This is a genomic window from Arthrobacter sp. UYP6 (assembly GCF_040547315.1).
Taxonomy (GTDB): domain Bacteria; phylum Actinomycetota; class Actinomycetes; order Actinomycetales; family Micrococcaceae; genus Arthrobacter_B.
Genome location: NZ_JBEPPM010000015.1, coordinates 90009 through 116686, shown reverse-complemented (window position 1 = coordinate 116686; position 26678 = coordinate 90009). Strand labels below are relative to the sequence as shown.

Annotated in this window: 19 protein-coding genes and 1 pseudogene; 15 read left to right on the top strand and 5 right to left on the bottom strand. The window is 62.7% G+C overall.

What is annotated here, in order from left to right:
• The 3 genes from ABIB35_RS13645 to secA all read left to right on the top strand — a co-directional run.
• Positions 1-204: hypothetical protein (locus ABIB35_RS13645; RefSeq protein ID WP_354182238.1), on the top strand; the 204-nt coding region annotated here is incomplete at its 5' end.
• A gap of 202 nt (positions 205-406) precedes the next feature.
• Complete coding sequence (locus ABIB35_RS13640; RefSeq protein WP_354182236.1) at positions 407-1615, top strand: winged helix-turn-helix domain-containing protein; 1209 nt, start codon at positions 407-409, stop codon at positions 1613-1615.
• 91 nt (positions 1616-1706) lie between these two features.
• Positions 1707-4478 carry a preprotein translocase subunit SecA gene (secA, locus tag ABIB35_RS13635; protein ID WP_354182234.1) on the top strand — a complete coding sequence of 924 codons (2772 nt, stop codon included), beginning with the start codon at positions 1707-1709 and terminating at the stop codon, positions 4476-4478.
• 24 nt (positions 4479-4502) lie between these two features.
• Here the strand turns inward: secA and ABIB35_RS13630 are convergent, their stop codons facing one another.
• Positions 4503-5111, bottom strand: coding sequence for an Rv3235 family protein (locus ABIB35_RS13630; protein WP_354182232.1), 609 nt, complete (start codon positions 5109-5111; stop codon positions 4503-4505).
• 96 nt (positions 5112-5207) lie between these two features.
• Positions 5208-6011 carry a LysM peptidoglycan-binding domain-containing protein gene (locus ABIB35_RS13625; RefSeq protein WP_354182230.1) on the bottom strand — a complete coding sequence of 268 codons (804 nt, stop codon included), beginning with the start codon at positions 6009-6011 and terminating at the stop codon, positions 5208-5210.
• A 222-nt stretch (positions 6012-6233) separates the two neighbouring features.
• Here ABIB35_RS13625 and ABIB35_RS13620 point away from each other — a divergent pair, with 222 nt between their 5' ends.
• Positions 6234-6785: a hypothetical protein gene (locus ABIB35_RS13620; protein WP_354182228.1), complete on the top strand. Its 552-nt coding sequence runs from the start codon at positions 6234-6236 to the stop codon at positions 6783-6785.
• 66 nt (positions 6786-6851) lie between these two features.
• On the opposite strand, the gene ABIB35_RS13615 is transcribed toward ABIB35_RS13620, so the two are convergent.
• Positions 6852-7085, bottom strand: a complete 234-nt coding sequence (locus tag ABIB35_RS13615; protein WP_354182226.1) for a helix-turn-helix domain-containing protein — start codon at positions 7083-7085, stop codon at positions 6852-6854.
• Positions 7086-7306: 221 nt separating this feature from the next.
• Between ABIB35_RS13615 and ABIB35_RS13610 the strand changes: the two genes are divergently transcribed.
• The 4 genes from ABIB35_RS13610 (at position 7307) to ABIB35_RS13595 (ending at position 15739) form a co-directional block, all read left to right on the top strand.
• Positions 7307-7954: a hypothetical protein gene (locus ABIB35_RS13610; protein ID WP_354182224.1), complete on the top strand. Its 648-nt coding sequence runs from the start codon at positions 7307-7309 to the stop codon at positions 7952-7954.
• Positions 7951-9306 carry a CpaE/TadZ family protein gene (locus ABIB35_RS13605; RefSeq protein ID WP_354182222.1) on the top strand — a complete coding sequence of 452 codons (1356 nt, stop codon included), beginning with the start codon at positions 7951-7953 and terminating at the stop codon, positions 9304-9306. Before ABIB35_RS13610 ends, ABIB35_RS13605 begins: the two co-directional genes overlap by 4 nt.
• 85 nt (positions 9307-9391) lie before the next feature.
• Complete coding sequence (locus ABIB35_RS13600; protein WP_354182220.1) at positions 9392-14236, top strand: NAD-glutamate dehydrogenase; 4845 nt, start codon at positions 9392-9394, stop codon at positions 14234-14236.
• 21 nt (positions 14237-14257) lie between these two features.
• Positions 14258-15739 (top strand): sensor histidine kinase, encoded by a 1482-nt coding sequence (locus tag ABIB35_RS13595; RefSeq protein ID WP_354182217.1) that lies wholly within the window; start codon positions 14258-14260, stop codon positions 15737-15739.
• A gap of 121 nt (positions 15740-15860) precedes the next feature.
• On the opposite strand, the gene ABIB35_RS13590 is transcribed toward ABIB35_RS13595, so the two are convergent.
• On the bottom strand, positions 15861-16109 hold the full coding sequence (locus ABIB35_RS13590; protein ID WP_104052537.1) for a WhiB family transcriptional regulator: 249 nt from the start codon (positions 16107-16109) through the stop codon (positions 15861-15863).
• 316 nt (positions 16110-16425) lie between these two features.
• Here ABIB35_RS13590 and ABIB35_RS13585 point away from each other — a divergent pair, with 316 nt between their 5' ends.
• The 6 genes and pseudogenes from ABIB35_RS13585 (at position 16426) to ABIB35_RS13560 (ending at position 24120) form a co-directional block, all read left to right on the top strand.
• Positions 16426-16863, top strand: a complete 438-nt coding sequence (locus ABIB35_RS13585; protein WP_354182215.1) for a hypothetical protein — start codon at positions 16426-16428, stop codon at positions 16861-16863.
• A gap of 283 nt (positions 16864-17146) precedes the next feature.
• Positions 17147-19207: an acyltransferase family protein gene (locus tag ABIB35_RS13580; protein ID WP_354182213.1), complete on the top strand. Its 2061-nt coding sequence runs from the start codon at positions 17147-17149 to the stop codon at positions 19205-19207.
• 94 nt (positions 19208-19301) lie between these two features.
• Positions 19302-20501: pseudogene (gene glf, locus ABIB35_RS13575) on the top strand (UDP-galactopyranose mutase); the annotation flags it as partial.
• Positions 20502-20593: 92 nt separating this feature from the next.
• Positions 20594-22510: a glycosyltransferase gene (locus ABIB35_RS13570; RefSeq protein WP_354182246.1), complete on the top strand. Its 1917-nt coding sequence runs from the start codon at positions 20594-20596 to the stop codon at positions 22508-22510.
• Between the two features lie 2 nt (positions 22511-22512).
• Positions 22513-23385: an ABC transporter permease gene (locus ABIB35_RS13565; RefSeq protein WP_354182211.1), complete on the top strand. Its 873-nt coding sequence runs from the start codon at positions 22513-22515 to the stop codon at positions 23383-23385.
• Positions 23386-23388: 3 nt separating this feature from the next.
• Positions 23389-24120 (top strand): ABC transporter ATP-binding protein, encoded by a 732-nt coding sequence (locus tag ABIB35_RS13560; protein ID WP_354182209.1) that lies wholly within the window; start codon positions 23389-23391, stop codon positions 24118-24120.
• Between the two features lie 98 nt (positions 24121-24218).
• Here the strand turns inward: ABIB35_RS13560 and rfbA are convergent, their stop codons facing one another.
• Positions 24219-25091: a glucose-1-phosphate thymidylyltransferase RfbA gene (gene rfbA / locus ABIB35_RS13555; RefSeq protein ID WP_354182207.1), complete on the bottom strand. Its 873-nt coding sequence runs from the start codon at positions 25089-25091 to the stop codon at positions 24219-24221.
• A gap of 291 nt (positions 25092-25382) precedes the next feature.
• On the opposite strand from rfbA, the gene ABIB35_RS13550 reads away from it, so the two are divergent.
• A complete protein-coding gene (locus tag ABIB35_RS13550) occupies positions 25383-26669 on the top strand; it encodes a hypothetical protein (protein ID WP_354182205.1) in 1287 nt (428 codons plus the stop codon).
• Positions 26670-26678: the final 9 nt, after the last annotated feature.

Below are 26678 nucleotides of genomic sequence, written 5' to 3'. Positions count from 1 at the left end.
ACTCGGGGGTTTTGGAAAGCATGGCAGAGCAGGCCCGGGGTGATTGAGTGGACCTCGCCGGGCGGGAGGATCTACCGTACCGAACCCCACCTCAGTCTCGCTCCGGGCCAGGCACAGCGAAACCGGGAGTCCGGAGAAGTGCCTGCCGCAGGCACCCGGGACTCAAACCCTGACGATTACGGCGATGATCCACCGCCCTTCTAAATTTCCACTTCGCACGCCCCGCCGCCGTTAGGTCGCGTCTTGCCAGCTCTGCTCCCGTCCGGCCAGCCCTTCTCCCGTCCAACGTAACTTCCAGCCAACACCGATGGGATCAGCCCAATTGCCGGGAGCCCGTCGTCGCGCTTCACTGGCCACGGATCGGGCACTGTCAAAAAACCTCCTGTAGGGCACCTAGGATGGCGATATGACCCTGATTCTCTCGCCCCGGCAGGCGCGGCTGACTGCGCTGGGTGCCCAAGGACTCGTGCGGGGGCGGCCTGAGAAGCTGAACGGGAGGTCAGTGGAGCGAACGGTTCAGCGTCTTCAGCTCCTGCAAATCGACTCAGTGAACGTGCTCTCCCGAAGTCATTATCTGCCGCTCTTTTCGCGGCTCGGGCCCTACGACACCGCTATACCCGACAAGCTCGCGTCCAAAGCGCCACGAAAGATGGTTGAGTACTGGGCCCATGAGGCCAGCTACATCCGGCCCGAGCTTTTCGCAGATCTGCGCACTGTCCAGCGCCGCGTCTGGATGACGGCACACTCGCTGCCGCCGGAATTGAAGCATCGGCTCAGCGAACAGATCCTGGGGCTTCTCGGGGATGGGCCTGCGCTGACAGCTCGGGAAATATCAGCCAGGCTCGATGGTGCGGCGCCCAAAGACTCCAGCAACTGGGGCTGGAACTGGAGCGCGTCAAAGCGGGTTCTCGAAGACCTTTTTGCCACCGGACTCCTCAGCTCAGCAGGACGCACGCCGCAGTTTGAACGGTTGTATGCGCCTACGGCTTCTGTTCACCCGGCGGGGGAAGCGGCCCTGGAACCATCCGAACCGCAGGAAGCAATGCTGCGTCTGACGGAACTAGCTGCCCGTGCCCACGGACTGGGAACCGTCCGGTGTCTTGCGGACTACTTCCGGCTCCCTCACCGCGAGACTGCCGTCGCAGCAGCGGAACTTGTCCGGACAGGCCAGCTCCGCGAGGTGGTGGTGAAGGGCTGGAAGTCTCCGGCATATCTGCATGCAGAGGCTGTTATTCCACGCAAATCCACCGCACGGGCTCTCTTGAGCCCGTTTGATTCCCTGGTCTTTGAACGGAAGCGGCTCGAGGCGCTCTTCGGCTTCCGGTATCGGATAGAAATCTATACCCCGCCGGATCAGCGCTGCTACGGCTACTACGTGCTGCCTTTCCTGTTGGGCGAAGGGTTTGCGGCCCGGGTGGACCTGAAAGCGGACCGCCCCAACGGAGCCCTGTTGGTGCAGGCCGCTCACCGCGAAGAAGGCGCCCCGATCCATACAGCCGTTGAGCTTGCCGCGGAACTACGTATGATGGCAGATTGGCTGGGGCTTGACGGCGTTATCGTAAAACCATCGGGGGATTTGGCCCAGGAACTAAAACTGGCAGTATCCCGGGAATAGCCCCGCTGCGGGAACATCGGCACTCCGCCAAACGTCTCTCACGTAGACTGGGGACGCCAGAATTAGGCAACACTAGATTGGGAGCAAATCAGTGGCATCACTACTCGAACGGGTTCTTCGTACAGGCGATAAGAAGACGCTGAAGACACTGCGCAACTACGCCGATGCGATCAACGTGCTCGAGGATGAGTACCGGGGCATGTCGGACGCCGAGCTTCGGGGGGAGACAGACCGGTTCAAGGAGCGCTACGCCGACGGCGAGAGCCTGGATGATCTTTTGCCCGAGGCATTTGCGGCAGTCCGCGAAGCAGCGGGACGCACCCTGGGAATGCGTCACTTCGACGTCCAGATGATGGGCGGCGCTGCGCTGCACCTCGGCAACATCGCGGAAATGAAAACCGGTGAGGGCAAGACCCTCGTTGCGACTGCGCCGGCTTACCTCAACGCCCTGACCGGGCGCGGGGTCCACATCGTGACGGTCAACGACTACCTTGCTGAATACCAGTCGGACCTGATGGGCCGTGTCTTCCGCTTCCTGGGAATGACCAGCGGCTGCATCCTGTCCAACCAGGACCCCGCCACCCGCCGCGAGCAGTACAACGCGGACATCACCTACGGAACCAACAATGAGTTTGGCTTCGATTACCTGCGCGACAACATGGCGTGGAGCGCCGCCGAGCTGGTCCAGCGCGGCCACCACTTCGCCATCGTTGATGAAGTGGACTCGATCCTCATTGACGAGGCCCGCACACCGTTGATCATCTCCGGAGCCGCGAGCGGCGACGTCAACCGCTGGTACACCGAGTTCTCCAAGGTGGTGCAGCGGCTGAAGCTGGACACTGACTATGAGGTGGATGAGAAGAAGCGCACCGTAGGTGTCCTGGAGGCAGGCATCGAAAAGGTCGAGGACTACCTCGGCATCTCTAATCTCTACGAGGCCGCCAACACGCCGCTGATCGGCTTCCTGAACAACGCCATCAAGGCGAAGGAACTCTTCAAGCGCGACAAGGACTACGTGGTCCTCAACGGCGAGGTCATGATCGTTGATGAGCACACCGGACGAATCCTCGCCGGGCGCCGCTACAACGAGGGCATGCACCAGGCCATCGAGGCCAAAGAAGGCGTGACCATCAAGGCCGAAAACCAGACGCTGGCAACGGTCACCCTGCAGAACTACTTCCGGCTCTACGAAAAGCTCGCCGGCATGACCGGTACCGCCGAGACCGAAGCCGCGGAATTCATGAGCACCTACAAGCTGGGCGTGGTGCCCATCCCCACGAACAAGCCGATGGCTCGGATCGACCAGTCCGATCTGATCTATAAGAACGAAATTGCCAAGTTCGACGCCGTTGTCCAGGACATTGCCGAGCGCCATGCCGCCGGGCAGCCGATCCTGGTGGGAACCACCAGCGTGGAAAAGAGCGAGTACCTCTCCAAGCAGTTGGCCAAGGCCGGAATTCGCCACGAGGTCCTTAACGCCAAGAACCACGCGCGTGAGGCGGCCATCGTGGCCCAGGCAGGACGCAAGGGTGCCGTCACCGTAGCGACCAACATGGCCGGGCGAGGTACGGACATCATGCTCGGCGGAAACGCCGAGTTTAATGCCATCGCAGAGCTGGAACGGCGCGGCCTGGATCCGAATGAGAATCCGGACGAGTATGAAGCCGCCTGGCCGGATGCCCTTGAGAAGGCACGCGAAGCCGTGGCAGCCGAGCAGCAGGAAGTCATTGAACTCGGAGGCCTTTACGTACTGGGCACCGAGCGGCACGAATCACGCCGCATCGACAACCAGCTGCGCGGGCGTTCCGGCCGTCAGGGCGATCCCGGTGAGTCACGCTTCTACCTTTCGCTCACCGATGACCTGATGCGCCTGTTCAACTCCGGTGCCGCAGAACGGATCATGAACAGCTCCTCGATGCCGGACGACGTTGCACTGGAATCGAAGCTGGTCTCCAAAGCCATCCAGAACGCACAGGGACAGGTTGAGGGCAGGAACGCCGAGCAGCGCAAGAACGTCCTGAAGTACGACGACGTCCTGAACCGCCAGCGTGAGGCCATCTACGGCGACCGCCGCCGGATCCTGGAAGGAGATGACCTCCAGGAAAAGATCGGCTTCTTCCTCGAAGACGTCGTCACCTCGATCGTCAACGAGGCAACAGCTGAGGGCCACGGCGATGACTGGGATTACGAGCAGCTCTGGACTAACCTCAAGACCCTTTACCCGGTGGGGCTGACCATCGATGAGGTGGTCGAGGAAGCCGGTGGACGGTCCAAGGTGACCCGGGAATTCCTGCAGGAAGAAATCCTGTCCGATGCGAAGCTCGCCTACAAGGCACGTGAGGAAGCGCTGGGCGCTCCCGCCATGCGTGAATTGGAGCGCCGGGTGGTGCTTTCGGTGATCGGACGCAAGTGGCAGGAACACCTCTACGAGATGGATTACCTCAAGGAAGGTATCGGGCTGCGCGCCATGGCCCAGCGTGACCCTCTGGTGGAATACCAGCGCGAAGGGTTTGTCATGTTCCAGACGATGACCGAAGCCATCCGCGAGGAAAGCATCGGCTACCTGTTCAACGCCGAGGTGAAGGTCAACCAGCCCTCAGCGGATGTTCCGCCTGCGCTTGCCGGACTCAAGGACGGACGAGGCGCTCTGGGCCAGCCGACGATCACAGCTGCGGGCCTGGATGCGCCGCAGCGCCCTGCCAGCCTGCAGTTCTCGGCTCCGAACAGTGAAGGCGGAGTGGAAACCCGCGTGGAACGCGCGGCCTCGGATAAGCCGGCGAAGGCCGGCGCAGCGGGGTCATCAGCAGGCAAGCCGCGAAAGGCAGCTCAGCCTGCTTCGAAGAAGACCAAGCGCCGCAAGTAGCGTCAGCGGCGGCCATAGTGCGGCTTAGCCGATTTCCAAAGCCGTGATTTTCCAGAGTCCGCGCCGCAGCTCTATTCTCAGAGCCGCAGCGCGGACTCTGTTTTGTTCCGCAGCCACCACCGACGCCTCGTAAACGCCTTCCGAGACGGGACAGATCCGGCAGCAGCGGATCAGTACCTGGCGGTGCAGGCGCGCGGGGGTGGGAGCCGGGACCCGAGGGCTGTTCGCGCGTCCTCCGGCGCCCGGCACGGCCCTGCTTCGGACGAGGTTTGCCCGCAGCTGCAGACGCTCGAAGCTGGCCGGATCCAACCAGCGGACCATCTGCTGCAACGGTCGGGTTCCGCCCAGCACCTCAAGTGCCGCCTGGGTGACGGATCTGGCGATGGCGTCCACCCGGGAATCATCGGCAGGATCGCTGTGCCACCGCGGAGGATCCAGAGTCCCGGGACCGGGTGCGGTCTCGGAGTCGGCGGGAACCGGCGCAGGACGCGGACGGAGCTTGACGGGGGGAGCGCCGGTCAGGGCATAACCGGTAACGGGGATGCGGCGCACGGTCCAGGGACGTGGAGCCCCCGAGGCCGTGGCAAGCTCATCTGCTTCTCCTTGAACGGGGAAGGTGATCACTGTGGTCATGGTGGCTGTCCTTTCCTGCGTGCCGGCTCTGGCAGAGCGGCGGTTACTGGGATGTGGGCGGGAGCCGTGTGGGCCCAGGCCGGAAGAAATGTCAGGTCATTGCCGGGGTACTTCGGGAACCTCGGGTATCTCAAGGACCTGTCCGGGCAGGATCAGGTTCGGCTGGTCGCCGATCACCGCACGGTTCCGTTCGTACCAGCGGGGCCACTGAGCAGCGATCTCCGCGTCCGACGCCTGCGGTCCCAGCTGCTCGGCTGCCAGGCTCCACAGCGAATCGCCTTCGCGCACCGCTCTCTGGGAGACGGCGTCGGACCGTCCCGGACGAATAAACACGTTGTCTGCGGATTGCTGCGCCCGCGGCTTCCACTGTGGGCTAGGGGGGTCGGCGGCCTGCTCCGCTCCGGCACCGGACATACCCGGGATCTCCGGGAGCGGGTTCCCCGGCGTTCGCAGTGTGTCCGTGGGCTCCCACTGCGGATGGACGACGGCGTCCGTGGGCTGTTGCAGCACGGACAGGCTCTGCGGCGGGCCCGCGGCCGGGAACGTCTCCGCTGCCTGCGCTGCTCCGATGCCGGTGACGAGGTTCAGACCGATAATGGTGGCAGCGATTCTTTTCATAAACGCGGGGGCCAGTGCTCCGGCAGCAGCTGCCGCAGCAGCATGCCCGGCTTTTTGCAGGGCCGCTGATGCGAGAGCCAGAATCAGTGCGGTGCACCACCACAGGGCGAGAGCGACTCCGGCCGCCGCGGCGGCAAAACCGGCGAGTTGCTGCAGCGAAGAAACCGTGCCGTGGAGGAGAGTTGCAAAGTTCGGCCGGGTTGCCAATCCGGCCCACACCAGTATGGCGGCCGCAGCGGCGCACGCAGCCAACGTCAGCAGATCCCGTAGAAGATGCCTCACAGGTCTGCCCCTTTCTCGCCCGGCCGGGTGGCCGATTCCAGGTTTTTGGTCTGTTTGATGTCATTTGATGCGATTTAACTTTGTTCAATGCTGTTTGCCGTGTTGAAGCGTGTTTGGTGAGACTTGTCTACATGCCGGGCATGGCAGTGTCTAGGGTGATTTTGAGATTGTTTGAGGCGACCGTCCGTAGCTGACACCTGTGGCAGCCGTTAGCCTGTGCACATGCGATGGGATGCTCTTTTTGCTGACATGGAGGCTCAACTGGCTTCCGCCCGGGAAGCGGTCCAGGATTCGGAGGTTTCCGAACGGCTCAGGACGGACTTTGCGGCCATGGAGTTGGCTGGGAGACTGCACAGCCAGACCGGCAGGCTCCTGAAGGTGGATATGGGACTGCCTGGAGCCTTTGAGGGAGTGCTCAGCCATGTGGGCCGGGGATGGATAGCCCTGGAAGGAAGCGGGCGCTCGTCCGTCATCGCGCTGGGGCATGTTCAGTTCATCGCCGGAATGGACCGCTTTTCCTCAGCGGATGCCCCCGTGGCCAGGCTGGGCCTCGGATCAGCATTGCGGGGGCTTTCGCGCGACCGGGCGTCCGTTCGGGTGTATCCGGCCGGGGCTCCGCCGGCCGCAGCCCTGGACGGCAGCGTGGACCGGGTGGGAAAGGACTTTTTTGAGCTTTCGCTCATTCTCCGCGGCGAACCCCGCCGCCAGCAGAATGTCCTCGGCGTCTATGCGCTGCCGCTGCATGCGGTGGCGGCAGTCTGCTCTGTCCGCTGAGGGACCTCATTGTTCCCGGGCATTCCCCCGGAAAATGTTCAGAGGGGGCTGCCCTGCTCCTTGGCCCTACGGCTCAGGCAGAACGCCCTGGGACGTTTCTTCGCGCTGAACGGAGGCGGAACGGCGGTAGGCGTCGGCAATGAACTCCTCCAATACGCGTGATTCCACCCGCCATTGACCTCGCCCGCCGATCTGTATGGCCGGGAGTTCTCCTGACCTCACCAAGGCATACGTTTGGGACGAGGATATGTTCAGCACCTCTCCGACATCTGCCAGCGTCAGGAACCTCTTCTCAGCCACGTATCCACCTCTGTATCCCTCTGCTGCACATTCTTCGGCTGCGTTCTCGCATACAGTCTCCCATCCCTCCTGCTGCGCACGTCAGGTTATCCACACTTTGAAGTTTTCCGAAAATCACCGTTTCTTTCCATCGATTTGTAGTCAACAATGGCAGCGATTGCCCGTCCTGGACCCTGCGGTCCAGGACATCGGTGCCGCCAGGGGGAAAATCAGGGGGAAGAATGAGTCTCGCATCAAGCATGCAGGCGCCCGCGCCTCGTTTGAAAAAGCCGTCATGGAAAGATCCGCGCCTTTTGCTGGGAGTCCTGCTGGTGCTCGCCTCCACTGCAGGTGTAGTCGCACTCGTCGGCTCAGCGGATCAGACCACAGAGGTCTTTGCGGTTGACGAGGCTATTCCGCTGGGGACCCCCGTCACATCAGAGGATTTTGCCGTGGTGTCGGTACGCCTCGGCGACGTTGAAGGCTCCTACCTCCCCGTCGCCGGCGGCATTCCGGAGAGCGCAGTTGCGTCGTCACTGTTGAGGAAAGGCGAGCTCCTGTCCCGCAGCGATCTGGGCAGAGCCGATGAGCTGGACCGCAAACCGGTGGGGCTGCGCGTCGATGACCCGCTGCCGACCGGAACACAGGCCGGATCACGCGTGGACGTGTGGTCGGCCATGCCGGATGAGCGCAACGGCTTCAAAGAACCGAAACAGATTCTGACGGGAGCGGAAATCTCCGAGCTCAGCATCGATGAGTCAGTCCTCGGAGCCAACCGGGCCACACAGATCCTTGTCCTGGTGGAAGACGAGGACCTCCCGACCCTGCTCAGCGCCCAGTCCAACGGCGCCAAGATAGCGGTGGTCCTCAACCCGTCCGCGGGATCATGAATATCCCCGTTGTGACCGTGGGCAGCGGGGTAGGGACCCTCGTTCAGGACTTGGAGCGCCTGCATGGTCCCGTCACCGTGGTGCGCCGCTGCGCCGAGATGCCCGAGCTCATAGCCGCATGCCAGAGCGGTATCGCGCGCGCAGCCATCATGACGGACGACGCCGGCGAGGTGACAGCGGCGCTGGCGGAACGGCTTGCCGCTTCGGGCGTGGCGCTGCTTGTGCTGGCTGATGAGGACGGGGCGCAGCGGCGCCTTGACGCACTGGGCATTCTTCACGCCTCCCGGGCATCAACACCGGAACTCCTTTCCGGTTTGGTTACCGATGCGGTGGACCGGATGGACGGGCACTCCGGCTCTGCCTTCCTCGCCGATCCGGCAGGAGCGCTGCGCACCTGGTCCCTCGAAGCTGACAGCAGGTCACCTGGCCGTCCAGGCACACCGCCGGACAGCCCGGAACGGCCCAATACTGACGAAGGGGAGGAAATCGGAACCGGTCCGGCCCGTGCGGACGGGTCCGTCATAGCCGTATGGGGACCGGCTGGTGCCCCCGGACGGACCATGCTCGCCGTCAATCTTGCCGCTGAAGCGGCGGCGGCAGGGAAAACCGTGCTCCTGATTGACGCTGACACCTACGGATCTTCCGTTGCCGCATATTTGGGGCTGCTTGATGAATCGGCAGGCGTGGCACAAGCCTGCCGGCTCGCGGACCAAGGCCTCCTGGACAGCGAGTCGCTGATCCGCAGCACTCTTAATGTGTCCATGAACGGCCAGCGGCTGCTGGTGCTCACCGGGATTACCCGGTCGGACCGCTGGATCGAGCTGCGGCCCACAGCTTTGGGCCTGGTGGTAGAGCAGGCGCGGAAGGCAGCGGACCTGATCATTATCGACTGCGGTTTCAGTCTCGAGGCAGACGAAGAACTGAGCTTCGACACCATGGCACCGCGGCGAAACGGGGCCACGCTGCGGGCCCTTGAACTGGCCGATACCGTCTTTGCCGTAGGGGCGGCTGATTCTGTGGGGGTTCCCCGCCTCGTCCGCGCCCTCACCGAGCTGCAGGCCGCTGTCCCCGGGGCGGCACCAAAGGTGGTGCTGAACAAAGTCCGCTCATCGTCAGTGGGGCGTTCCCCGGAGCGCCAGCTGCGCGACGCATGGGAACGCTTTGGCCCGGGACTGCCAGTAACGGCCTTCCTGCCGGCTGAGTTTTCCACCGTTGATGCAGCGCTGTTGGCCGGGTCCGCCCTGCTGGAAACGGCGCCCTCATCGCCGTTACGCCACGCAATAGCGGCACTGGCAAATGTGCGGGTCCCCACCCGGCGGCGCGTAAGGCGGGTCGCGTCTGTTGCAAAGTGACCTTTTCATCCTTGCGGGATAGGCTCAAGTAAAGCCACCCGCAAAGAAGCGGGTCGCAAAGAAGGCAACAACGGAGGCGTATTAAATGTCGTCTGGATCCCGTATTCCGGATCTCACAGGTACTGACGATTCCCTGGATGATTTCATAGGGAACTACTACGAGCATCTGGCGGAGGAAGACGCAGACGGTTATCCGCCGTCGGCCCTGCATGAAAGGGCTGAGCGTCATCGCGTTCTGGGCATGGTGCGGCCCGAGGGGCACGCCGCAGTCGATCTCTTCGATCAGGGCGATGCCAGCATCATCTTGATCGTCACGGACGACATGCCGTTCCTCGTCGATTCGGTGACCGCTGAAGTTGTGCGTCGCAACGCAGCCATCAGGCTCGTGGTGCACCCCACCTTCCTGGCCAGCCGTGACCGGGAAACCGGCGAGCTGCAGTCGGTGCACCGGGTACCCGCTTCGGCAGGCGTTTCCAGCGGAGACACCGCCGCCCTGCCCAATCTCTCCAGCCTGCTGGGAAACCAGCATGAGACCACCCGCGTGGAGTCCTGGATCGCCATCGAAATCGGACGCCTGACCGACGAGGCGCAGCGCACTGAGCTTGTTGAGGGACTGCGCAAGGTCCTTGAAGACGTGCGCCTGGCCGTCGCTGACTGGCCGGCCATGCGGGCGAAGGTCCATGAGGTTTCCCGGTCATTGGAGAACGCCGCAAATGTCGGCGATATCCCTGATCTCCAGCAGGCGCGCGAGCTGCTCTCCTGGCTGGACAACGGCAACTTCACCTTTTTGGGCTACCGCGAATACGACCTCATCACCGAAGACGGCGAGGATCTGCTGCGCGTCAGCGAGGACACGGGCCTGGGCCTGCTGAGCCGCGCCTCGGGCGCCCGCCGCGTCCAACACCTGACCAGCGCCGGCCGGGCCAAAGCCCGGGAAAGGCGCGCCCTGGTGATCACCAAGGCCAATTCCCGTTCAACCGTCCACCGGGCGGCCTACCTGGACTACATCGGCATCAAGCGATTCGATGCACAGGGCAACGTCAACGGCGAGCGCCGGTTCATCGGTCTTTTCTCCACCGGCGCCTACACCGGCTCGGTGCGCAACGTGCCGATCGTCCGGGACAAGGTCCGCGAAGTCATGCGCCGTGCAGGCTTTCCTGCCGACTCACACTCCGGCAAGGACCTGCTCTCCATTTTGGAGACCTACCCGCGTGACGAGCTCTTCCAGATTGACGTGGAGACGCTGCAGGAGACGGCCCAGAGCATCCTGAGGCTGCAGGAACGGCGCCGCACCCGGCTGTTCCTGCGTCCGGACGTGTACGGCAGGTTTATGTCCGCTCTGGTCTTCCTTCCGAGGGACCGGTACAACACCTCTGTCCGCCTGCGCATCCAGGATGAACTGCGCTCCAGCTTCAACGCTGACTCCATCGACTTCGAAACTCGGCTGACCGAGTCGGCGCTGGCCCGTATCTTCTTCCGTATCCGGTTGCCGCGCGGCGTCGAAATCAAGGACATCGATCCGGCCGCGCTGGAACAGCGGCTGGTCAAGGCCGCCCGTTCCTGGAGCGAAGGCATCAGTGAAGTTGTCCGGGCCAAGTACAGCCGGGGTGAGGCCGAACGCCTGGCGGAGGTATGGGCCGAAGCTTTCCCCGAAAACTACCGTGTCGGCTATGAGGTCGAGGACGCTCTGGAGGACATCGACCGCTTCGAGGCGCGTCTGGCCTCGCCCGAATCGGCCCCCGAGCTGTTCGTTTACGTCCCCGAGCGCGCTGGCGCCGACGGCGAAGACGCGCGCCTGAAGCTGTACCTTTTGGAGCCGCGGTCGCTGACGCAGCTGCTGCCGACCCTGCACAACCTGGGCCTGGAAGTGCTGGACGAACGTCCCTACGAAATCCGCAGGGGAGACGGCATCTCGCTGTACCTCTACGATCTGGGGTTGAAGTATCCGGCAGGACTGGACCCGGTGAAGACCGGCTCACTGCTGGCAGAGGCTTTCCGTGCCGGAATGTCCGGAGCCAGCGAGTCAGACTACTTTGACCGGTTGATCCTTGAGCAGGGACTTTCCTGGCGCCAAGTGGTCATTCTGCGCAGCTACGCCAAGTACATGCGCCAGTTGGGCAACACCAATTCGTACGGATTTGTTGCCGGCACGCTGCGCCGCAATCCGGACGTGGCACGCGCACTTGTTGCCCTGTTCGAAGCACGGTTTGATCCGGACCTCTCCGAGGATGACCGCACGGCCGCCGAAGAGTCGGCGCGTGCAGCGCTGGATTCCGGCCTGGAGCAGGTTCCCACCCTGGACGCTGATCGGGTTCTGCGCACCGTCGCCAACCTGATCAACTCCACCCTGCGCACCAATTTCTACCAGGACAAGCCGTACGTCAGTTTCAAGCTGAACACAGCGGCCATTGAGGGTGCTCCGTTCCCGCGCCCCAAATACGAGGTGTGGGTCTACTCTCCGCGCGTGGAAGGCGTGCACCTGCGCTTCGGCGAGGTTGCCCGCGGCGGGCTGCGCTGGTCCGATCGGCGCGAAGACTTCCGCACCGAAATCCTCGGCCTGGTCAAGGCGCAGACGGTGAAGAACGCGGTCATCGTGCCGACCGGGGCCAAGGGCGGCTTCTACGCCAAACAGTTGCCGGATCCCACGGTGGACCGCGCCGCCTGGATGGAGGAGGGCAAGGAAAGCTACCGGACCTTTATCCGTGCGCTGCTGGATATTACCGACAACCTGGTGGTCTCTGAAAACGGCGAAGAACAGGTAGTTCCTCCCCAGCGTGTTGTCCGCCATGACGGTGACGACAGCTACCTCGTGGTGGCAGCGGACAAGGGCACTGCGTCCTTCTCCGACATTGCCAATGCCCTGTCCGCCGACTACGGCTTCTGGCTGGGTGACGCCTTCGCCTCCGGCGGCTCCGTTGGCTATGACCACAAGGCCATGGGTATCACTGCCCGCGGTGCCTGGGAATCCGTCAAACGGCACTTTAGCGAGCTGGGTGTGGACACCCAGACCGAACCCTTCACCGCCGTCGGAGTTGGCGACATGAGCGGCGACGTCTTTGGCAACGGCATGCTCCTGTCCGAGCAGGTCAAACTGGTGGCGGCCTTCGATCACCGCCATATCTTCCTGGATCCGAACCCGGACCCGGCGGCCTCCTACGCCGAACGGCGGAGGCTCTTCGAACTGCCCCGCTCCTCCTGGGCAGACTACGATGCCTCGCTGATCAGTGAAGGCGGCGGGGTCTTCCCGCGCCAGTCCAAGAGCATTCCGCTGAGTCCGCAGGTGCGCAAGGTGCTCGGGCTGGACGAAACAGTGACCAAGATGAGCCCTCCGGACCTGCTCCGTGCGATTCTGAAGGCACCGGCCGACCTGCTGTACAACGGCGGTATCGGCACTTATGTGAAGGCCTCCACGGAGACCCACACCGCGGTGGGCGACAAGGCGAACGACGCCATTCGGGTGGACGGCCGGGACCTGCGGGTCAAAGTCATCGGTGAAGGCGGAAACCTGGGCATGACCCAGCGCGGCCGCATCGAAGCCGCCCGTGCCGGCGTCATCCTCAACACCGACGCCATCGACAACTCCGCGGGCGTTGACTGTTCGGACCATGAAGTCAACATCAAGATCTTTGTTGACCGGATGGTTGCTGCCGGCAGGCTGGATCCGGAGGAGCGTGCCGAGTTCCTGCACTCCATGACTGACGAGGTTGGCCGTCTGGTCCTGCAGGACAACAAGGACCAGAACATGCTCCTGCTCAACGACCGCCGGCACGTCATCGAGTGGAGCCCCAGCTTTGAGCGGCTGATGGACTGGCTTGAAAAGCACGCTGATCTGAACCGCGAGTTGGAGGCGCTGCCCACCAACGAGGAACTGCGCGCCAGGGTGGCGGCTGGCGAAGGGCTGACATCTCCGGAACTTTCGGTGCTGGCCGCCTACGCCAAGATCGAGCTGACCAAGGCGCTGACGAAGTCCGATCTCGCCGACGATCCCTACTTCAGCGACACCCTGCGCCGGTACTTCCCGAAGCAGCTCGTGGAGCGGTTTGCGGATCAGCTGGATACCCATCCGCTGCGCCGGGAAATCATCTCCACCATGGTGGCCAACGACATCATCAACATTGGCGGGATCACCTTTGCCTTCCGTGTGATTGAGGAAACTTCGGCTACGGAATCCATGGTGGCGCGGGCGTTCACTGCGCTGCGGGAGATCTACGAGATCGACGGCGTCGTGGCAGAACTGAACGACCTGCCGGCCAGCTTCCCCACGGAAAACTGGACAACCATCCACCTGGATATGCGCAGGCTGCTGGACCGGGCCGTGCGCTGGTTCGTCAACCATGTGGGCCGCGGAAGCTCCATCCACGAGGACATTGAAGCGTTCAAGCCGATTGTTGGCCCGCTGCGCGCCGACATCCTCGATTACCTGCGCGGCGGTGATCTGGAACGCTTCCAGACAGCACTGGAACGCTCGCGCGAATGGCAGGTGCCCGAGGGGCTGGGTACCTACTGGGCCGAACTGTTCGAGAGCTTTGGCCTGCTGGACATTGCGCTGCTGACCGGGAAGCGGGTGGACGAGCCGGCCGCCAACGTGGCGGGCGTGTACTTTGCCATCTACGAGCGGTTCGGGGTTGATGACCTTCTTGAACGCATCACCAAGCTGCCGCGCGGTGACCGCTGGCAGGCCCTGGCACGAGCAGCGCTGCGGGACGATCTGTACTCCACCGTGGCTGACATGACGGTGGCGGCCCTGACAGCCACCGCCGGGCAGGCGGGGGAGGACCCGCTGAAGCGGGTCGAAGCGTGGGAAAAGCAGAACGCCGATAATTTGGAGCGGGCCCGGGTGATGTTCGAAGATGTGAACAAGCTCGAGCACGATGACATGGCATCACTCTCGGTTGCCCTGCGACTGCTGCGCTCCATCGTTCGACGTTAGACACGAGAAGAAGAAGAGACTGTGGCCATATTTACCGATCCCATCAAGGACCATGCCGATTTTGGACCGGGGGACGCGGAATGGCTGCACCTTTTGGTCGGCGACTGGCAACTGGTCGCCGACCTGGCGTTCGCTGACCTGGCGCTCTGGTTTCCGCTGCCGGACGGCAGCTACGTGGCTTTGGCACACGCCCGCCCCTCGACGTCGCACACTGTGTTCCACAGTGACTTCGTCGGGGAGCGGATCCGTGCCGATCTCCAGCCGCTGGTAGACAGTGCCTGGTCCAGCCAGGTCATCGAGCGCTCCGCCGAAACGAACTGGACTGCTGAGACGGCCATGCGGGTGGAGGCCATCCCCTTTGTCCGCAACGGACGGACCCTGGCAGTGGTCACCAGCCACATGGATCTGTCCTCTTCCCGCATGCCGTCCCGGCTGGAACTGACCTACCGGCAATGTGCCTACGACCTGTTGCGGATGGGAACCCTGGGCCTGTGGCCGGATTTCGCTACGCCCACGGGTTCCCGGCGGGGTGCGCCGCGTGTCGGTGACGGATTAATCCGGATGGATGCCGACGGCGTCGTGCAGTATGCCTCACCCAATGGCGTTTCCGCCTTCCGCCGGCTGGGGGAGATGGAGAGCTTGGAAGGGCGTGCGCTGGCTGAAATCACCACCGCACTGCTCAAGGACCGCCGCATGGTGGACGAAACACTGCCGCTGGTGGTGACCGGGCGCATGCCATGGCGCACGGAGATTGAATCCCGTGGCGTTAGCCTGTCCCTGCGGGCCATCCCGCTGCGTGACGAGAAGGAACGGTTCGGTGCCCTGGTGCTGTGCCGGGATGTCTCCGAGCTGCGCCGCCGGGAGATGGAGCTGGTATCTAAGGACGCCACGATCCGTGAGATCCACCACCGGGTGAAGAACAATCTACAGACGGTGGCAGCGCTGCTGCGGATGCAGTCGAGGCGGATGGAGAGCGAAGAGGGCAAACAGGGGCTTGCGCAGGCCATGCGGCGGGTGGCCACCATTGCGCTGGTCCACGAGACACTGTCCCAGGGGCTCACGCAGAACGTGAACTTTGACGAGCTCATCGACCGGCAGTTCCGGCTGGCGGCCGAGGTGGCTTCTCCAACGCAGCAGGTGAGCACGGAGAAGGAGGGCTCTTTCGGAGAGCTTCCCAGTGATTTTGCGACTCCGCTGGCACTGGTGATCAACGAGTTGGTGACCAACGCCGTCGAGCACGGGCTCTCCGACCGCAAGGGAACGGTGTGGCTCAGCGCCGCACGGCAGCGGGGCGCCTACGCGGAGGAAATCCTCACGGTCACAGTGGCCGACGACGGTGCCGGGCTGCCGCCGGGGCCGCGCCGAGAGGGTCTGGGACTGCAGATTGTCCGCACCCTGGTGCAGAGCGAGCTGGACGGCACCATCGAGTGGTCCTCAAGGCCGGGCGGCGGGACCGAAGTCCGGATCGAAATGGGTTTGGACAACGAATCCCGCAGAAGCTAAACAGGGTTAAGACAGGAAGGGCCGCTGCTCTGGGCAGCGGCCCTTCTGAAGTCTTCTGGGACTGCAAAGTCTTTTGGGACTGTGAAGTCTCCTGGGACTACATCCCGTCACATACGACTAATTAGGACGCGCGTCGTGCGCGTGCGGCACGGCGCTTCAGGGCGCGGCGCTCGTCTTCGCTCATGCCGCCCCAGACGCCTGCGTCCTGGCCGGTTTCGATAGCCCACTGAAGGCAGGTATCCATTACCGGGCATCGGCGGCACACACTCTTGGCCTCTTCAATCTGAAGAAGAGCCGGGCCGGTGTTGCCCACAGGGAAGAACAGCTCCGGATCTTTGTCCAGACATGCTGCGCGGCTCCGCCAATCCATGCTAATCACAATCTCCTCAAAATAGTTGACTCCCACGTGTTTGTGAAAACATTCACGAGCAACTGCAAACGAAAGGGGCCAGCTCCGGCCCCAAATTTCCCCAGTTACTAGGATTCCATGTAAAGGAAACGCAAACAAGGGTTAATGAGCTCCCAATCAGCCCGAAACCATGAGGGATGCATCACAGCGATGTGTCACATACAGGCAGATGATGTGTCACCTACAGGCAGATAGTGAACGGACGCAGCCACTACAAGGCTTTACCTTTGAGCCGTCAGCCCGGACGCTCTCTGACTATGTCCGGTAGTGTGCCAGTGTGTCAAGACCTCAGAATCCGCAGCCGCAGGCCGGTCGCCCGGCATCCGTTCCACCGGCAGTCATCGCCATTTCCGCCGTACTCATTCTGGAAGCTGCCGCCCTTCTGGTGCTGGCGGGCTGGTTTGTTTACAACCTTTTTACCGCGACCCCAGCATCAATGGGCGGTGCAGTGTTTACCACGGTCCTGCTCGCCGCCGCCGGCGTATGGCTGCTGATCCTCGGTCACTTCTTCTTCCGCGGCTTCCGCTGGACCCGGGCCGGGGTGCTGGTCTTCCAGCTGTTCGCCATCGTTATTGCCGTTCCGACGCTGCAGGGCGGGGTTATTGTTGCCGGGCTGTTCCTGCTGCTGCCACCCGCTGCTGTACTGCTGCTGTTGTTCAGCAAGCCGGTGGTTCAGCACACTAACAGGGTCTCCGGTGAGCCAAAGGCCTTGTGACGGGTCCTGACCGGCAGTGTAATCGGCCACAGCGAGCCCAACCCCGCGGTCAGCCCCGCAGCGCAGCTCCTGCCCGGCGTCGTGCGTTTCCGAACGGGCCAAAACACGCAGGTAGTGGCGGCCAAGAGACCCGGGCGTGGCTTTCAGGCCGGATGGGGAATCGCCTTAGAATGGGTGACATCGGGGCCCAAAGAACGTGCCGCGTCGACGGTAGTGACCGGACGCCCCCATGTTCGAGGGGTAAAGTCTATGGCTGAATTGCCTGTACCGACGAGAGGTCTTTGTGTCGAAGCTTGAAACGGAAGCCCAACCGGTCTCCGCTGACACCACCATAGCGTCGGGAGGAAAACCCACTTACCGGCCCGAGGTGCAAGGCCTGAGGGCCCTTGCCGTGCTGATGGTTGTCACCTATCACATCTGGTTTGGGCGTGTTTCGGGCGGGGTGGACGTCTTCCTCCTGATCTCCGCGTTCCTTCTGACACTCTCCTTCATTCGCAAGGTGGAGGGCGGACGCGCCCTTGAACTGAGCCGTTACTGGCTGCACCAGTTCAAGCGGCTACTGCCTCCGGTGGTCGTGGTTCTGATCGGGACATTGACGGCAACGGCGCTGTTTGTTCCCCAGAGCCGATGGTCTGAAATCCTGTCGCAGAGCTGGGCTTCCCTCCTCTACTTCCAGAACTGGCTGCTGGCCGCTGAATCAGTGGACTACTACGCCGGGGACCACAGCACCGCAAGCCCGCTGCAGCACTTCTGGTCACTGTCCATCCAGGGCCAGGTCTTCATTCTCTGGCCGCTGCTGCTGGCGGCGTCGGCACTTTTGGCGAAGGCCCTCCGGGTCCGCTTCCGCAAGGTGGTGCTGGTTGTTTTTGGCGCGGTCTTTGCCGTCTCTCTGGGCTTTTCCGTCATCGAAACCTATGGAAACCAGGCGCACGCGTACTTCGACACCCGCACCAGGCTGTGGGAATTTGCCTTGGGCACCTTGCTTGCCCTTGCACTGCCGTATCTGAAGCTTCCCCGAAGCCTCAGGGTTGTGGCCGGATGGCTGGGCTTGGCAGCCATGCTGAGTGTGGGATTCCTGCTGGATGTACAGGGCCAGTTCCCCGGCTACGTAGCACTCTGGCCGTTGGTGGCGGCGTCGCTGGTGATTATTGCCGGACAGACAGGAAGCCGGTTCGGGGCGGACCGCCTGCTGTCCTGGAAACCGCTGATGCGGCTGGGCGACATTTCCTATGCCCTGTACCTGTGGCACTGGCCCGTGCTGGTGATTTACCTGATCTGGCGGGACCGCCAGGAAGTGGGACCGGTTGGCGGAACCGCCATCATTGCACTGTCACTGGTCTTGGCCTACCTGACCACCAAACTGGTGGAGCGGCCGCTGCGCTCCTCCGTGTGGATCAACCGCAACTCGCGGCGCGCTGCTTTGGTGATTGTCCTGTGCATCGCCGCCGTGGCGGCTCCGGTTGCCGGCTGGCAACAGGGGCTGAAGGTGCAGGCTGAGAAGCTGGCAGCCGAGGCACTCAGGGAAAACCCGGGGGCGCGGGTACTACTGGCCGATTACCAGGACTTCAGCAGTCCGGGCGCGCAGTTGATCCCCACCCTGAGCTCGCTGGGCAAGGAATGGGGCACCCTGGAATCAGATTGCTCGAACCTGGACACGCAACCGACAGATTCCCTGCTGGAACAGTCCTGCATGGCCTCGGTACCGCCGGCGGAACCAGAGAAAACCATTCTGGTCCTCGGCGACTCCCACGCGGAACAGTGGCTGGGGGCGCTGGAACCGCTGGCAAAGCAGAACAACTACCAAGTGGTTTCCCTGCTGCTGGGCGGCTGTTCCTTTGGCGGCTACTCCGACGGCCGAGAGGCCGGCTGCAACGATTTCAACCAGGCAGCGCTGGACTACGCCCTGGAGCTGCAACCCGATGCCGTCTTTACAGTGGTAACGGCCGCCCATCCGGTGGAACCCGCAGACCGTCCGGTTGACGGGCTCCCGGAGGCGTCGGAGACGCTGCGGCAGGCGGGAATCCCGGTGGTGGGCGTCCGGGACAATCCGCGGTATGAGTTCGACATGATCCGGTGTGCCGAGTCCAATGGCCCCCAGTCCGAAGAGTGCAGCGCCGATGTGAGCGGGAAACTCTCGGATCCCATAATGGTGGCCTCCTACTTCGCGGCCCTCCCGGGAGTTGAGCTGATGGACATGACGGACCTCATCTGCCCGGACGGCACCTGCGTGCCGACCGTTGGCAACGTCTACGTCTACATGGACGACAACCACCTCACGACCACCTATACCGCCTCAATGATTGACGAATTCGAGCGCCGCTTCCACGCAGCCGTGAACTGGTAGCAGGTGAGCCGTGTTGCGAAAAAGTGCCGGTGTGCCGATTCTCGGATAACCTAGACCGTCGGGTCCGTGCCCGCATAGGCCGTACCGTAACAAACAGGAGAAACAAGTGAACGTTGACCTCGTCGTCGTCGGATCGGGCTTTTTCGGTCTGACCGTAGCCGAGCGCGCTGCAAAGGAACTGGGCCTGAAGGTCGCTGTCCTGGATCGCCGCCACCACATTGGCGGCAACGCCTACAGCGAAAAGGAAGCGCAGACCGGCATTGAGGTGCACCGGTACGGAGCGCATCTCTTCCACACTTCCAATGAGCGCGTCTGGGAGTACGTCAACCGGTTCACTGAGTTCACCAACTACGTTCACAAGGTCTACACCAGCCACAAGGGCGAGGTGTACTCCATGCCCATCAACCTGGGTACGATCAACCAGTTCTTCCGATCCTCCATGGGCCCGGCCGAAGCGAAGGCCATGATCCAGGAGCAGGCGGGCGAGCTTGCCGGAACTGATCCGGCCAACCTCAATGACAAGGGTATCCAGCTGATCGGCCGCCCGCTGTATGAAGCGTTTATCAAGCATTACACCGGCAAGCAGTGGCAGACCGATCCCAAGGACCTTCCTGCCGAGATCATCAGCCGCCTCCCGGTGCGGTACAACTACGACAACCGGTACTTCAACGACAAGTACGAAGGTCTGCCCGTAGACGGCTACACCGCCTGGATTGAGCGGATGGCAGACCACCCCAATATCCAGGTGCATCTGAAGACCGATTTCTTCGACGACGGTCATGAGTTCTCCCGCGACGCTACCCGGGGCCAGGTGCCCGTCGTCTATACCGGTGCCGTGGATCGTTACTTTGACTACGCCGAGGGAGACCTCTCCTGGCGGACCATCGACCTCGAAGAAGAGGTCCTGCCCATAGAGGACTTCCAGGGCACCTCGGTCATGAATTACCCGGATGAGGATGTTCCCTACACCCGGATTCATGAGTTCCGTCACTTCCACCCGGAGCGCGAATACACCAAGGACGCCACGGTCATCATGCGTGAGTACTCCCGGTTCGCGGAAAAGGGCGATGAGCCGTACTACCCCGTCAACACGGCGGAGGACCGGGCCAAGCTCCTGGCCTACCGCGACCTTGCGAAGGGCGAAAAGGAAGTCCTCTTCGGCGGCCGTCTGGGCACCTACAAGTATCTGGACATGCACATGGCGATCGGATCGGCATTGTCGATGTACGACAATAAGATCAAGCCCCACTTCACCGGCGGGGCAAAGCTCGAAAGCGGAGGAGTTGACGCGTGAGCCAGCTGAAGACTGAAGAGAAGCAGGGCACTACCGGGGAAACGAAGCAGTGGCATACGCTGCAGCGGATTATTTTCCCGGACCGCAGCCAGATGGATACGGCTCTGCTGTACGTCGACAGCGGTTCCGCCATGGGTGCGCAGTTCAACACCATGGACGGTTCCATGATGAAGTCCACGAAGACGCAGAGCACTGAGGCGTCTGCGTCGGGCGGCGAAGTGCACGTTGAGGACTTCCTCTCCCGCACCGGTACCATTGCCCGGCCCGGGCAGCGGCTGTCCTTCGGCACCTACTTCAACGCGTTCCCGGCAAGCTATTGGCGCCGCTGGACCACCGTTGAGAGTGTCCGTCTGCACGTGGAAACCAAGGGTGCCGGCGCTGTCAGCGTCTACAAGTCCAACGCCCGCGGATCGCTGCAGCACGTCGAGACCCGGCGGGTGGACGGCGACACGGTCTCCAACTTTGACCTGACGCTCAAGCCCTTTGGCGACGGCGGCTGGTACTGGTTTGACCTGGTGGCGGGTGCCGACTCCATGGCACTGGTCGAAGCCAATTGGCTTGCTGCGGGAGAGGCGAAGAAGCCGGGCTCCATCACGCTGGAAATTACCACGCTGAACAAGAACGAATTCTGCCTGAACAACCTTCAGATTTTGGCGGACAACCCCGAGGCACTGGAAAACGTCTCCGAGGTGCTGATCGTTGACCAGGGAACCAAGAAGCTGGTCGACGCCGAGGGCTTCGCGGAAGCGGAAGCGGCGCTTGGCGGCAAGCTTCGGATGATCCACCAGGGCAACCTGGGCGGTTCCGGCGGCTTTGCCCGGGGCATGTATGAAGCGGTGGAAAACGGCAGCGATTATGTGCTGCTGCTGGATGACGACATTGTCATGGAGCCGGAGAGCATCACCAGGATGCTGACTTTTGCCGACCACTGCAAAACGCCCACCATCGTCGGTGCGCACATGTTCGACCTTTACAACCGCTCGGTCCTGCATACCTTCGGCGAGACCGTGAATGTTTTCCGCTTCCAGCCGGACCACCCCTTCAAGGAACAGGTGCTCGGCCACGACTTCGCGCGCACCAACCTGCGCACCACTTCCTGGATGCACCGCCGGGTCGACGTCGACTACAACGGCTGGTGGATGTGCATGATCCCCACCGAGGTCATCCGCAACATTGGGCTTTCCCTGCCGGTGTTCATCAAGTGGGACGATGCCGAATACGGCTTGCGGGCGAAGGCTGCCGGCTACAACACGGTGTCCCTGCCCGGTGCCGCCGTCTGGCACATCACCTGGGCAGACAAGGACGACGCCGTCGACTGGCAGGCGTATTTCCACAGCCGGAACCGCATCATCACCGCCCTGCTGCACAGCCCTTATCCGCGTGGCGGACGGGTGGTGCGCGAGGGCAGCTTCATTGACATCAAGCACCTGATCTCCATGCAGTACTTCACGGCGCAGGGGCGTGTCATGGCGCTGAAGGATTTGATTGCAGGTCCGGAGCACCTCCACGACATCCTGCCTAGCCGTCTGCCGGCCATCCAGGCGATGCGCAATGAGTACTCTGAAGCGCAGTTCGAGGCCGACCCGGAGGCGTTCCCCCGTCCTGGCATGGTTAAGCCGCCGCGTCACGGACAGGGTTTCAAGGCCCCCTCCTACGTCACACTCGTACCGTGGGCAGCTAAGACCATTGTCCGCCAGCTGACCAAGCCCGTGGCGAAGTCCAGCATAGAGCGTCCACAGGCCCGTGTTGCCCATATCGACAACCGGTGGTGGCGCATGTCCCAGTACGACAGTGCCGTGGTCACGAACGCAGACGGCACCGCAGCCTCCTGGTACCAGCGGGATCCAAAGAAGCTTCGTGCCTTGTTATCGGAAGGCGCGCGCCTCAACGCGGAAATCCTGAAGGACTGGCACAAGCTGAGCCAGAAGTACCGTAAGGCGCTTCCGGAGATCACGTCCATGGAGGCCTGGAAAGCGACCTTCGAAAAGCACTCGGAAGAGAGTAAGTAAGCTTGTCCACCGACGCGCTCGAAACTCCGGGGCGGGGAGCAGGACTGGCGGATATCTTCCGGTCCCGCTTCCTGCTCAAGCTGCTAGTTTCCAAGGAGCTGAAGGTCCGTTACCGGGGCTCGGTGCTGGGACTGCTGTGGTCCTATGTGAAGCCGGGTGTGCAGTTCATTGTCTTCTACATCGCCCTTGGCGTCTTTCTGGGACTGGAACGGAGTGACCGCAATCCCGGCGGGCTGCCGAACTACGCGATCTACCTGTTCTCCGGAATTGTCCTGATCAACTTCTTCACGGAAGCGCTGGGGAATGCCTCACGCTCCATCGTGGGCAACGGCGGGCTGATCAAGAAGATCTACCTGCCTCGGCAGCTTTTCCCGATGGCTTCGGTGTGGGTCTCGGGTGTGCACTTTGTGCCGCAGATCCTCATTCTGGTGGTGGCCTGCCTGTTCAACGGCTGGCGTCCCTCGCTGCTTCAATTGGCAGCGGCCGCGGCCGGGTTCCTGATTGTGACACTGCTGGCCACGGGACTCGGACTGCTTTTCGGGGCGGTAAATGTTTACTTCCGCGATGCAGAGAATCTCGTGGACATGCTGCTGATGATTGCCACCTGGGCATCGCCGGTGCTGTATTCCTGGATCATGGTCCGGGAGAAGATGGGGGAGACGTTCTTCAATCTCTACCAGCTCAACCCGATTACCGTGGGTGTGGAAACGTTCCACTATGCGTTCTGGCTTCCCACGACGGACGGCGCCGAGGCAATTCCGCCGCACCTGCTGTCCCTGTGGATTCCCGTCGGTCTGGCCATTTCTGCAGCTGTACTGCTGCTCGGCCAGCTCGTCTTCCGTCGCCTTGAAGGCCGTTTCGCGCAGGAGCTGTGAACCGTGGCAAATGCCATTGAAGTACGCAATATCAACAAGCAGTTTGTCCTGCGGCACACGCGCTCTATGAAAGAAGCGTTTGTCTGGCTGGTCAAAGGCCGCAAGGGCGACCTATCCGAGAAGTTCCATGCTCTCAAGGGCGTCAGCCTCGACATTGAGCAGGGCGAGACGGTTGCACTGCTGGGCCTGAACGGTTCCGGTAAGTCCACGCTGCTCAAACACATCTCCGGCGTTATGCGCCCCGATTCCGGAACTGTGGGAACCAGAGGGCGGGTAGCCGGGCTGATTGAGGTGGGGGCAGGCTTCCATCACGACCTCAGCGGCCGGGACAACGTCTACCTGAACGGTGCCATCCTGGGCATGACCGAGGATGAGATCGACGAGAAGTTCGACTCCATTGTTGAGTTCTCTGAGATCGGCCAGTTCATCGACACGGAGGTGAAGTTCTATTCCTCGGGAATGTACCTCCGGCTGGCATTCTCGGTGGCGGTGCACACCAATCCCGAGGTCTTCCTTGTCGATGAGATCCTCGCCGTGGGGGACGAACCGTTCCAGAAGAAGTGCCTTGCCAAGATCCGCGAGCTTGCCGAGGAAGGTAAAACCCTTGTCGTCGTTAGCCATGACCTGGACCTGGTGTCCAAGATCTGTGAGCGCGGGGTACTGCTTGAGCACGGCCAGGTGGTCATGGACGGACCGGTGATCGACGTCGTCGCCCGTCTGCGCGGCGAGGGCTAGCGGCCGGAAGGGCGCGGGCACCCGTAAGGTGCAAAAAAGGGCGGACCCCGCGGGGTCCGCCTTTTTTTGCTGACTACCTGTCTGAGCCTTACGTCGCCCTACTTCTTCCCGGACTCGAGCAGCGAGAGCAGATAGTCTCCGTAGCCGCTCTTGACCAGTGGCTCCGCCCGCTTGCGCAGGTCGTCGTCGGAGAGGAACCCCAGCCTCCAGGCGACCTCCTCCGGAGAGCCGATCTTCAGGCCCTGCCGGCTCTCCACCGTGCGGATGAAGTTGGAGGCATCATTGAGCGAATCGAACGTGCCGGTGTCCAGCCACGCCGTTCCGCGGGGGAGGATGTCCACGCGCAGCTTGCCGCGTTCCAGATAGAACCTGTTGACATCGGTGATTTCCAGTTCCCCGCGGGGGGAGGGCTTGAGTGCCTTGGCGATCTCCACGACGTCGTTGTCATAGAAGTAAAGGCCGGGAACGGCATAGTTGCTCTTAGGATGTGCAGGCTTCTCCTCCAGGGAGAGTGCCTTGCCGGCTTCGTCGAATTCCACCACGCCGTATGCGCTGGGGTCCTGGACCCAGTAGCCAAAGATGGCGCCGCCGTCCACGTTCTCGAACCGGCGGAGCTGGGTGCCCATCCCATGGCCGTAGAAGATGTTGTCGCCAAGAACCAGGGCTACTGACTCGCTGCCAATGTGTTCCTCGCCCAGGATGAACGCCTGGGCCAGCCCGTCGGGGGAGGCCTGCTGGGCGTACGTGATGTTCACGCCGAACTGGCTGCCGTCCCCGAGCAGCCGTTGGAACTGGTCGGCGTCATACGGGGTGGTGATGATGAGGATGTCGCGGATGCCGCTGAGGATCAGAGTGGAAAGCGGGTAGTAGATCATGGGTTTGTCATAGACGGGAACAAGCTGCTTGCTGATGCCGTGAGTGATGGGGTGCAGCCGGGATCCCGTGCCGCCCGCCAGTATTATTCCGCGCATGCCTTCATCTTCTCCCAGCCCTTGGCGCGCGCAAAATTGTACGACGCCGCCCGGCGCCGGTGTTTCGTGAGCCGGGGAGGCGCCGGGCGCAGTGTGCCCGGGGTGCGGCTCCGGTAAGGTTGACCGGTGGGAGTTTGGTGTCCGCGGCGGCATTCCGGGCCGGGCTCCTGCGCATAGTTGCCTCCGTCCCAACCCGGGCCGGAAGGTGCCGCCGATACGAGGTGAAAAGCAATTAGGTTCAAGTTAGGTAAACCGGAGAAGGTTTCCGGGACGGAAGCACCCGAAAAAGGCATGGGGCAGGCGTCGGCCGCCGGTGTGGGAGCCGCCTCGCTGGCCTCCGCTGCCGTGGGCTACATAGTGATTGTGGTGGCGGCACGAACGCTGGACAAACAGGACAACGCGGCGTTCCTCACCTTCTGGTCCGTGGTGTTCCTGGTCATCGGGGTGCTGGGCGGCATCGCCGTTGAGACCACCCGTGCAGCCAGGACCTCGCGCAGCCTTGAGGCCTCCGCTCCCGCAGACGCAGGTACGCCCGGGGCCGGACGTCGGCCGCGCATGGGATGGGTTGCCCTGGCCGTGGGACTGGCCACAGGTGTTCTGCTGGCGGCAGCGTCGCCGCTGTGGGCGCCGCCCATTTTCGGCTCTTACGCGTCCGCGCTGGTGCCGGTGGTCTGCGTGACTGCGGTCTTCTATGCTGGCCACGCGGTCATGATGGGCCAGTTCGGCGGGATCGGGCGCTGGGGTACCTATTCGCGGCTGATTGCCTCCGAGTCCGCGGTCCGCCTCGCCGTCCTGGTAGCGGTGGTGCTCATCGGCGCAACGGTGGCAGGCCTGGCCTGGGCAACGGCAGCGGGCACCGCTGCCTGGCTGCTCTTCATGCTGCTGTCGCCCCAAAGCCGCCGGGCCTTCCTCTTTCGGGCCGATACAGGGCTGCGGCCGTACCTGCGGACCGTGTGGCATGCCTGCATGGCCGCAGCAGCCAGCGCCTCCCTGGTGGTTGGATTCCCCGTCCTGCTGCGCCTGACCACTTCCGACGCGGTCTACTTGGAATCGGCTGCCCTCCTAATGGCACTGTCACTGACCCGGGCCCCGCTGATGATCCCGCTGCAGGCCTACCAGGGCGTAGCCATTACGCATTTCATGTCCCGGCGTTCGGAGGGGCTGAAGGCTGTCGCTCCGATTTTTGGGCTGGTGATCGGGGTAGCCGCGTTGGGGGCCGCTGCAGCCTGGCTTCTTGGCCCCTGGCTCATGGTGGCCTTCTTCGGCGATCATTACAACATGTCCGGAGCCGTGCTGGCGGCCCTGACATTCGACGCCGGATTCTTGGCGCTGCTGACCCTGACCGGGGCACTGACCATAGCCTCCAACCGGCACCGCGCCTATTCACTGGGATGGATTACCGCCTGCCTGGTGTCTTTTGCCATGCTGTGGCTGCCGCTGGATATCGAGACACGCACGATCATCAGCCTTGCTGCCGGACCCCTGTGCGGCATTGCGGTGCATTTGCTTGTCATCATCCGCTCATCGCCGTCGGCTTCGGCAACCGGCGGCACTCAACGAAGCACACCGGCCTCCTGAACCGACGGG

Bases quoted from the DNA above. Each gene is read 5' to 3' on its own strand.
- ABIB35_RS13640 (WP_354182236.1), top strand. From the start codon at position 407: ATGACCCTGATTCTCTCGCCCCGGCAGGCGCGGCTGACTGCGCTGGGT.
- ABIB35_RS13630 (WP_354182232.1), bottom strand. From the start codon at position 5,111: ATGACCACAGTGATCACCTTCCCCGTTCAAGGAGAAGCAGATGAGCTT.
- ABIB35_RS13620 (WP_354182228.1), top strand. From the start codon at position 6,234: ATGCGATGGGATGCTCTTTTTGCTGACATGGAGGCTCAACTGGCTTCC.
- ABIB35_RS13610 (WP_354182224.1), top strand. From the start codon at position 7,307: ATGAGTCTCGCATCAAGCATGCAGGCGCCCGCGCCTCGTTTGAAAAAG.
- ABIB35_RS13605 (WP_354182222.1), top strand. From the start codon at position 7,951: ATGAATATCCCCGTTGTGACCGTGGGCAGCGGGGTAGGGACCCTCGTT.
- ABIB35_RS13600 (WP_354182220.1), top strand. From the start codon at position 9,392: ATGTCGTCTGGATCCCGTATTCCGGATCTCACAGGTACTGACGATTCC.
- ABIB35_RS13590 (WP_104052537.1), bottom strand. From the start codon at position 16,109: ATGGATTGGCGGAGCCGCGCAGCATGTCTGGACAAAGATCCGGAGCTG.
- ABIB35_RS13570 (WP_354182246.1), top strand. From the start codon at position 20,594: ATGGATACGGCTCTGCTGTACGTCGACAGCGGTTCCGCCATGGGTGCG.
- rfbA (WP_354182207.1), bottom strand. From the start codon at position 25,091: ATGCGCGGAATAATACTGGCGGGCGGCACGGGATCCCGGCTGCACCCC.
- ABIB35_RS13550 (WP_354182205.1), top strand. From the start codon at position 25,383: ATGGGGCAGGCGTCGGCCGCCGGTGTGGGAGCCGCCTCGCTGGCCTCC.